The sequence below is a fragment of the Flavobacterium sp. CG_9.1 genome (assembly GCF_015751645.1).
Taxonomy (GTDB): Bacteria; Bacteroidota; Bacteroidia; order Flavobacteriales; family Flavobacteriaceae; genus Flavobacterium; species Flavobacterium xanthum.
The window spans coordinates 1-9,601 of the sequence record NZ_JADOVC010000052.1; the positions used below are offsets into that span (position 1 = coordinate 1).

A 9,601-nucleotide genomic window follows, 5' to 3' on the forward strand; every position below is an offset into this window, starting at 1 on the left:
ACTCTGATAAACACTTAATAATGATGAAAAAATTAACAGCGTAATTAAAAATCGAAATTTAGAATAATACTCTTGTTTTATAGGGGTCAAAACAGTACCTTACTATTAAGTATTTTAAACAGATCGATAAGTAATACCACATCTTTACTCTTGAGAAAGATTTTGGAAGATAATTTGGTAATAAAAAATTCAAAATATCCAATATGAGGTCTCCTAATACTATTCTCAAAAGCAAACTCTGGTGTGAATGATAGTAGACAAATTTGTAGCTGGTCACTCATAATCAAAATTTCACATGAACTTCGTGTTGGAACTATTAGTAGCTCATTTTCGAAGACAGTAACTTCTCTATTATTTATTTGTATGGATAAAAAACCTGAATTTACGATCAGAATTGAAAAACGATCCAACATAAGAAGCTCACTAAAAGCTATTTTAGATGTAAAGCTTTCAAAAATGTAGACTTGCAAACCTAAATGACGATATTTTGAATTTTTACTTACCAAAACAATATTCTTTTATAGAATTATAATTGCAATCAGTTAAATAAACTTTACTTTGGTTTAAGTGGCTTGAGAGAATGATTAGAAAGTAATCCGGCCATCAATGAAACTGAAACAAAAAGTAAATTTGACATACCACTCACAAAAAATAAGTAAGCGAGATTCCGTGGGTTACTACTTTTTATTTCACCATTTGTGAGGTAGTCAATCATTTCATCGTAGGATAATAGGTCTACGATGAAATAAAGACTAACGAGATTGAAGAGAATTAAAAACACGCTAAACGTGTATATTATTTCCTTTTCAATGAGTAGGATACGGTGCATTATCACTCCGTTACAAGATTATTTATCATAATCCCTGCTACAAGTGACCTGATTACCGCAGTAGATGAATTATCGATGGCACCACTAAGCCCTCCGACACGATGACCAACAGAGGAGTCCCAATCTTCATCTTTACGAGGCAGATCATAATAGACTGAATACCTAACTATAGATGAAGTGGTGAGGATAATTCTCTTATCCTCGTTATTAAATTGAGGATTAGTCATCACAGATGATTCATATGAAATTATGGATTGATAAATTTCCTCATAGGAATTGCTTTCCCATAAAAGCACATCGTTCATAAAACTGGAAAGACTACCTTTTGCTGCGTTTGTCATTGTAGAATTTGCAATAGCTTCATCTAGTTTAGCCTGAGGATTATTTACGATTTCTTGTATTACTTCAAGATTAATGGGCAGATTTGTGCCTAAGTTTAAGAGCATTAAATCATTATTCTCAGCTGCGATGGCTTCTACTTGTTGGCTGATTTGTGCTATTGTATTGTACTGATAATTACCTGCCAAATAAATATCAAGGATGTCATTATGTAATTTACCCGCAAAGTCATAAATGTTTGCCGGGTTTTCTGGGGTCAAATTTTGCACCAAACGTGCCGATTTTTCTGATTTCTTGCCACTAACCTTGCCATTAATACTTTCAGTATTATCAGTAGGGTCAGTAGTACAAGAGACGATTAGTAATGATAAAATCACTAATCCTAATGAAATGTTTTTCATGATTAAAATGTGTTAAATGTGTCCGACTATTTCTGTAGTCAGTTCATTTCACCCGGGTAAGCAGAACTTTAATTTAGCACGATGCTAAATGTTTTTTGCTTTTGAATTCAAGGCAAATCTAGAAGTCGAATTTCAACCCCACAACACATTGTGTATGGATTTTCATAATTTATGGTATGGATTTTCTGAAAATCCATACCCTGTTTTTTGACAAAAAAACCACACATTATCAATTGTTTATATTGTATTGGATGCAATTTCCAGCAAAATATCCCGTTATATTTTTATCAGCCTATCATTTGCTATCAAAAATATTTTTGTAAATAAAATAGTACCCCATTTTTAATTTAACCTATGATTAAAAAGTATCTACTAATCTTATCTCTTTGTTTAGGAGATCAAGTTTGCGCGCAGGAAATCTATTTTAAAATTCCTGATACGATTCGAAATAAGGATTATGATTATCTCTTTGAACGGATAAAGGAATCAGAAAATGACCCTGTTAAAGAGTCGCTTTACCTTCAATCCTTTTTATCGAAAGCTAAATCAGAAAAAAATTCGCAGGAGATCGTAAATGGCTATAAAAATTATCTCCGTCGCTCACCAGAAAATTTAAAACTGGTGTATGCTGACAGTATGATCTATACAGCGAAGAAATCGATGGACAATGCTTTGATAGGCTCAGCCTATCTATCAAAGGGAATCGTATACTATGCCCAGAAAAAGCATAATTATGCTTTAGATAATTATCTTATCGCAAATAATTTTATTTCTAAAACCACTGACAAGTATTTGATATATAAGACGAAATATAATATTGCACACATTAAATACTATCTTGGGTTTTATGATGAGGCGATTTCTTTGTTTAGGGAATGCATTGGTTATTTTAAAAAAGGCGATTCCAGAGGCTACTTAAATTCTCTTCATTCACTTGGTTTGTGTTATAATCGCATCGGCAATTATGGGTTATGTACGGACACAAACGAGAAGGGCATTGCAGAAGGACGAAGACTCAATAATGATGAAATGGAGGGGTACTTCAATTACTCGGAAGGAGTTAATCAGTATTTTCGAGGCAATTATGCCACAGCTATTAAAAAAATAACCTATTCGCTACCAACCATACTTAAAAACAAGGATTTCGCAAATGAAGCTGTTGGGTATTTTTATATCGGAAAAAGTTATTGGGATCTTAAGAATCCCCAAATGGCGATAGCATATTTCAAAAAAGTAGATACCATTTTTAATGATAAAGGATACATTCGTCCTGATCTTCGCAATAATTATGAATTATTAATCAGCTACTTTAAATCCAAAAGCAATCCGGATCGTCAACTTTATTATATTGAAAAATTACTTAAAGTGGACAGCGTCTTAAACAGCAGATACAGATACGTATCTGGAAGAATCCACAAAGAATACGACACTAAAGAATTGCTGACACAGAAGAAAAAAATCGAAAACTTATTAGATAAAAGAAAGTATAACGATTTCATTTTTACAGGTGTGATATTCTTTTTATTCTTATCTGTATTATTTCTAATCTATAGACATATTAGAAACAAGAGAGTCTATAAGCAAAGATTTGATGAATTGATGAAAAAAAGTGAAGTCGCCACTAAACTTGAATCCAAAAACATAGCCAATGGAATAGAAGACATAAATCAAGACACGGTAGCAGCGGTCTTAAAGCAATTGGAGAAATTTGAAAAGGATAAAAAATTTCTGGAAAAAGATTTGACTCTGACAAAGCTTGCAGTAGCCTTTGATTCAAATACAAGATATATTTCAAAAATAATATCCCATTACCGAGATAAAAAATTTGTAGATTATCTCAATGACCTAAAAGTGGATTATTTGATTATCTTATTGAAAGAAGACAAGATGTTGAGAAATTATACAAATAAAGCACTGGCAGAAGAAGTTGGGTTTAGTAGCACACAACGTTTTGCTACTGCTTTTTTTGCAAGAACAGGAATGCCGACCTCTTACTTTATTGAGGAACTTTTAAAAGAGCAATAATAAATTGTAATTTGTAGTTCGCATGATTTCAATTACATCTATTTGGGCATAATATTAATAAAATAAAAATATATTAAGCCCTTCCTTTTTACAACCAATTACTAAAGTAGAGACCACTTCTGTACATGAAATAAAGAAGCTAAAAAACATTAATAAAATCTTTATGCTAGATTGACTTTTACTTATTAAAAAAATCAACAATATTTAGTTTTATTGGTATTGTAAATTGCCTTTTATTTTCATCATCTATTTTTAGTTCAACTGTAATACACTCATTTAATTTTGTACAATAATTATATAAAGGTCTCTTGCTTCTGATGTAGAAGCATTGATATTTGATTTTTAGTTTGTTAAAAGTAGAAATTTCTAATTTTTAAAAAATATAACCTTTTTATGAATTTTGATGTAGTCGTTTTATTCCAAAATTAGATACAGAAACTGAATAAGAAAGATCGTTGTTATATTTATTAAAATACAAGCCATCGCCAGAGGGTAAAGATGACCAGCCCCCACCAGTAATTCCTTGTGGAAAAATCATTCTTCATTTATTCTGCAAGAAAAAGTGTGATCTCCCGCAGGTATAGGAGAATCAGGCTTTGTACACGATGCGTTTGTAAACAACATTAAAACAAACCCAAGAATCAAAAAATTTAATAGCTTTTTCATAACTTTTTTTTAATCATCAAACTGACCATTAGTTATATATAGAATATGATTACTATTATTTTCGTTATAGACATCAAACTCAAACGTGCCTTTTAAATCTGTATCAGTCACTACAGTAAAAATTAAACTACCAGAAACTTGTTTAGAAAGGTATTTTACTCCATTTTTTATAACTATGACGTGATTTATGTCGCGGGGATCTCCATTTTGAGGACCTACATAACCATTGCTATCGATTAAATTAATCCTAATTTCCAGTTAATAATATTAATATAGAACATGCTATATACCTGTCTGATCTGAATATTAAAATAATCTGGCTTAAATAATAAGATAACCCATCATGAGAACTAGAAGGTGATGTAGATCATCCGCCAATAGCTTTAGGTAGAAACGACTTCCCATTTATTCTGCAAGAAAAAGTGTGGTCTCCCATAAGTATGGGAAGATCCGGCTTGGTACACGATGCGTTTGTAAACAACATTAAAATAAACCCAAGAATCAAAAAATTTAAGAGCTTATTCACAACTTTTTTTTAATCATCAAACTGGCCATTAGTTATATGTATAATATCATTACTATTATTTTCGTTATAGACATCAAACTCAAACGTGCCTTTCGAATCTGTATCTATCCCTACGGTAAAAATTACAGAACCAGAACCTTGTTTAGAAAGGTATTTTACACCGTTTTTTAAAACTATAGCATGATTAATTTCTCCCATGTCTCCGGGATGAAACACACCATCACTATCGGTTAAACTAAATGTTCCAACTTTCCAATTATATATCCCGAAATATACTCTATACTTTGAATTTGATGCAGAAGCTGAGTATGAAAGATTGCTGTTGTATTCATTAAAAAAATAGGCCATCGCCAGTGGATAAAGATGACCAACCCCCGCCAGTTCCTTGTGGCAAAAATAATTCTCCATTTATTCTGCAAGAAAAAGTATGATCACCTGTAGGTATGGGAGGATCTGGTTCAGTACACGAGGCATTAATAAACAAGGTTAATACGAACCCAAGAATCAAAAAATTTAATATCTTTTTCATAATTTTTTTTAATCATCAAACTGGCCATTAGTTATATGTAGAATATCATTACTATTATTTTCGTTATAGACATCAAACTCAAACGTGCCTTTCGAATCTGTATCTGTCCCTACGGTAAAAATTACAGAACCAGAACCTTGTTTAGAAAGGTATTTTACACCGTTTTTTAAAACTATAGCGTGATTAATTTCTCCCCTATCTCCGGGATGAAACACACCATCACTATCGGTTAAGGTAAATTTTCCAACTTTCCAATTATATATCCCGAGATATACTCTAAACTTTGAATTAGATGCAGAAACTGAGTATGAAAGATTGCTATTGTATTCATTAAAATACAAGCCATCGCCAGTGGGTAAAGATGACCACCCACCTCCAGTTCCTTTTGGCAAAAATAATTCTCCATTTATGCTGCAAGAAAAAGTATGGTCTCCTGCAGGTATAGGAGGATCAGGTTCAGTACACGAGGCATTAATAAACAAGGCTAAAACGAATCCAAGAATCAAAAAATTTAATAGCTTTTTCACAATAGTTTTTTTTTAGATTATTAATCAGTAATCACTTTTTCAGTAATGGTTTTACCATTAGATTCTGCTTTTATAATTAGTATAGTCCCTGGACTGCTAATGTTGGTTAGGTCTATTTTGTCTTGTGCAGGAAGTATCTCTTTAATTTTTGTTCCATACACATTAAAAATTTGAGTTTTCATAATAGACTGTTGTATTGCTGGTTCGCAGGGGGCAATAATTCTATAAGTATTAGCACTAACCTTGTTTAGAGATAAGGTGCTGCAAGGGTCTGAAACTGCTTGAGGTGCTACATCAAAATATACAACACTCGATCCACAACTGTTTGTTAACATGACATTTCCACTTACATACCAATCTGTTCCTGATCCTGTTGCATAAGCAGAATAAAGACCATTTGAAATTAAACTCCCATTTCCGCCTGTTTGAGTCCAAGTTGCACCATCATAAATGCCTTGAGAAGATAGACTGAAATTTTGCCCAATAACATTAATTATTGGTTGGTAAGTGGCAGGAGTGATTTGAGTCGTAATATCAGGTTTGCCACAAATATTTTTTGTAGCTGTCTGACCGTTACTCAATGTAGCCCTTATCCAACCAAACGTCATATCTGGGTCGATCGATTTTACTGAGACTTGTTCATTGTTAGAATAAGTCATCTGTAAATTACTCGATGTTGACCAAGTTGTGGAAGTAATGGAATTGCATTGATTATTTAGATAATACATACCGTTGGCATTATAGCACAAACTATTGTCCCCTGTAATTGTCGCAACAGGCCCACTTGTACACCCCGCATAAACTGTTGGACTTTGGAATTGTCCTGTCAATTCTCCCATTAACCATATAACCCCATCATTATGCAATGAAGCATGTTCTTGGTTGCTCGTTGGTGCATAATAACTACTAAAAGGAGTTTCGCCAGTACAAACTAAATTCCTGCAACCTATTTGTTCTTTATAAAGAGTATTTGTTCCAGAAAATGCTAGAGCGCTTTTTGTCGGTACAAAACTAGATTCATCAACAATATTGACATAAACTTTAACTTTAGCAAATGAAATGAGGCTGTAAAGACCAACTTTTTCCCACCAACTGAAAAAGTCAGCTCCTGAAGAATCGTGAAGACTTTCTAAATTGCAACCAATAAAACTACAATTAAAAGGAAATGTAACTCCAAAACTTTTTTCTAAACGTCCTTTTACGCTCAAGAATCCGCCTGGAGCATTATCTAAACTGCCAAAGTTGGAAGATGTTGAGCTATTTCTAATAGCTGTATGACTAAAAATTCCCCACGCATTAAGATTTAAATATCTAAAAACTTGTCTTTGCCCAGAGTCTGGCGAATAATCAATGTATCCAATTCTTCTTGCTCCCAAGAGATAAGCACTACCATCTACGTGGGCCATATTGGTCGCAGGACTTGCTTTTTGTTCTCCCATTATACTTCCGTTAATCATTGCGATATTACGACATTGTGTTGGAAAACCTTTAGTATTCAATTCGTTTTGAAAGCGATCTCTAAATCCAGGTGCTCCTGCTGGTAATCCTTCGCTACCAGACAAATAATGATTGATAAGCATTTGTTTTGCTGAAGGTGTTTTTAGAGGATAGAGAAAATCTTCAATATTAAAATATTCTGCTGTTTTTTGTATTCCTATAGCTATATTTGCTCCTTTATGAGGTCCATCAAACGAAACAAACAAATTAACATTGTGATTCTCATTATTATGTTCCATTTCAGCCAATGCATATTGTACTATTAGTGCTCCCATACTTGGTCCAGCAATTTTTATATTTGCGGTGCTACCTGCTCTAGCAAGAGTAGTGTTCACTTCACTAATCAAAGCTTCAACCACTTTTGCGTTTCGCTCTACATAATCGGCACCGCCATCTCTATAAAGCTGCCACCAATAACAAACTGGTTCGGGATCACTTGGTTGTTCATAATAACAGTACTCTTCACTTGCAATTACATATTCTGGAAAATTAAGAATAATAACATCATAGCCTTCTGCGTTTAAATTATCCACAAGATTATCTCGGATATTATAATTCATCATACTATACAAATCATTATCAGGATTATCGTCAGTATCGTCAATCTTTCTCGTATCATGAGGATCAAACCCATCCACCACAATATAGGGTTTTGTTATTTGGGTATGGTTTGGGGCATAGTAAATTTTATATTCACCTTGACCAAGACTAGGTGTGGTCTCATCGTACCCCTGAAAAGGCTTTGTAGCAGTAATATATTTCATTGCCGAGATACTATTTGCCAAACGACTGGTTATTGCTGTTTCAGGGATAGTAACCCTAAAGTTAGCATAGGTCGTAAGTGTAGTTTTATCTGAGAAAACAACAGAAAAAATAATGTTTTTTACACCACTTGTTTTGAATGGTACGGTAATTGATTTTTTTACAATTACACCATTTTCAAAGATAGTGAAATTTTGATTATCTTCAAAAGCAGCTGTTAATTGAAAAATTTTCTTTGAGGATAAGTTAAGAAATATTTTTCCAAATTCAAAAGTAGCTGAATTTTCTGTAATAGTTTTAGAATTCAACGGTGACGCTACAAAAACCGTATTTTGTATGTAAGGATTTTTATCTGCAATACGTTGCATTTTCTTATTAACTATCTTTAATTTCGGATTATTTGGCCCCAATGCGGTAGTGTCAATTGTCGTAAAATCGGCGTTTATTATCGCTATTTGTATTTTATTTTGTCTTTCAAAAGAATAGGCAATTTTTGTTAATTTATCCCAATCCATAAAATCTGGATTAATGCTTGCGGTATTTAGTTCTTCCCAAGCTCTCGTAAAATGTTGATAATTTGAAGTGTTTGAAACGGTTGGTATATTTTTTCCATTTGAAGAATTCGTCTTGTTAAAAGATTCTAATCTTGCAATGGAATAGACTCTATCATACAGAATTCCATTTTTAAATTCTTTTATATCATTTTTCTTAAGATTCGAAAATAAATTGTCCATTTCCGCAGTATATGTTTTCTTATTTTCAACTACTTGAGAATGAATCAAGTTTGAATTAAGCACAAACCCGAGTAAAATCAAACAGTATTTAATGAGATATAGACTTTTTCTAGTAGTGCTGTGTTGCAATTTGCTGTGTTGTATTTTCATAAATTTAAATATTTGCTCTTAACCTTTTAAAGGTATTCTTGAATAGTATCCACTATCAATTAAAAAAAATCTTTGAAATTATTGTAAATCATTATATATGTTCAACCTCTTTACATTCTATAAGTTTTTTTGATTTGTTCCAATCACTTCTATCAGTTTTTCGGTTAATTCTATAATCCTAAATTAAGATCTAGGTTTGTATTAATTTTCTATTTGTATAAAATAACTCCATTTGTCTTACTTGCAAAAGATATTCACTTTTTTCTGTTAATAAAAAAACTCACCATAACATTTGTTAATTCACTTTTATTGCAAGTGAATCTTTACTCACAATAATAACTCTATGAGTTCTAAAACTTCATCTTTTTGATTGATAATTTTGTTATTACTTAGAATAGTTAAATGAAAACTTTTATTTATGCATGATTATTAGGTTAATATGTATATTTTTTTACGTTTAATGTTTTAAATAAACTCTCTTATAATTATGACATTATAAATTGCATATTTTATCAATTTTATATGCTGCGACCTATTCACGATGCAACTTTTTCAAAAACTTAAGATAGTTTTTAAGTTTTAATTTTCTGTTGCGCGGCTGAAATCGGAAATAACT

Annotated in this window: 5 protein-coding genes; 1 reads left to right on the forward strand and 4 read right to left on the reverse strand. The window is 32.2% G+C overall.

Going from position 1 to position 9,601, the window contains the following annotated elements; translation table 11 throughout:
- Positions 1–831: 831 nt before the first annotated feature.
- Positions 832–1,569, reverse strand: coding sequence for a hypothetical protein (locus tag IWX83_RS16615; RefSeq protein ID WP_196831285.1), 738 nt, complete (start codon positions 1,567–1,569; stop codon positions 832–834).
- Positions 1,570–1,923: 354 nt separating this feature from the next.
- Here IWX83_RS16615 and IWX83_RS16620 point away from each other — a divergent pair, with 354 nt between their 5' ends.
- Complete coding sequence (locus IWX83_RS16620; protein WP_196831286.1) at positions 1,924–3,594, forward strand: AraC family transcriptional regulator; 1,671 nt, start codon at positions 1,924–1,926, stop codon at positions 3,592–3,594.
- Between the two features lie 1,201 nt (positions 3,595–4,795).
- Here IWX83_RS16620 and IWX83_RS16625 read toward each other — a convergent pair.
- The 3 genes from IWX83_RS16625 to IWX83_RS16635 all read right to left on the reverse strand — a co-directional run bounded on the left by IWX83_RS16625 (position 4,796) and on the right by IWX83_RS16635 (position 8,985).
- Positions 4,796–5,194, reverse strand: coding sequence for a hypothetical protein (locus IWX83_RS16625; RefSeq protein ID WP_196831287.1), 399 nt, complete (start codon positions 5,192–5,194; stop codon positions 4,796–4,798).
- 129 nt (positions 5,195–5,323) lie between these two features.
- Positions 5,324–5,842, reverse strand: a complete 519-nt coding sequence (locus IWX83_RS16630; protein WP_196831288.1) for a hypothetical protein — start codon at positions 5,840–5,842, stop codon at positions 5,324–5,326.
- 20 nt (positions 5,843–5,862) lie between these two features.
- Positions 5,863–8,985 carry a hypothetical protein gene (locus tag IWX83_RS16635; protein ID WP_196831289.1) on the reverse strand — a complete coding sequence of 1,041 codons (3,123 nt, stop codon included), beginning with the start codon at positions 8,983–8,985 and terminating at the stop codon, positions 5,863–5,865.
- Positions 8,986–9,601 lie beyond the last annotated feature (616 nt).

Excerpts from the sequence above, each read along its gene's own strand:
- IWX83_RS16615 (WP_196831285.1), bottom strand. The coding sequence starts at position 1,569 with ATGAAAAACATTTCATTAGGATTAGTGATTTTATCATTACTAATCGTC.
- IWX83_RS16620 (WP_196831286.1), top strand. The coding sequence starts at position 1,924 with ATGATTAAAAAGTATCTACTAATCTTATCTCTTTGTTTAGGAGATCAA.
- IWX83_RS16625 (WP_196831287.1), bottom strand. The coding sequence starts at position 5,194 with ATGGAGAATTATTTTTGCCACAAGGAACTGGCGGGGGTTGGTCATCTT.
- IWX83_RS16635 (WP_196831289.1), bottom strand. The coding sequence starts at position 8,985 with ATGAAAATACAACACAGCAAATTGCAACACAGCACTACTAGAAAAAGT.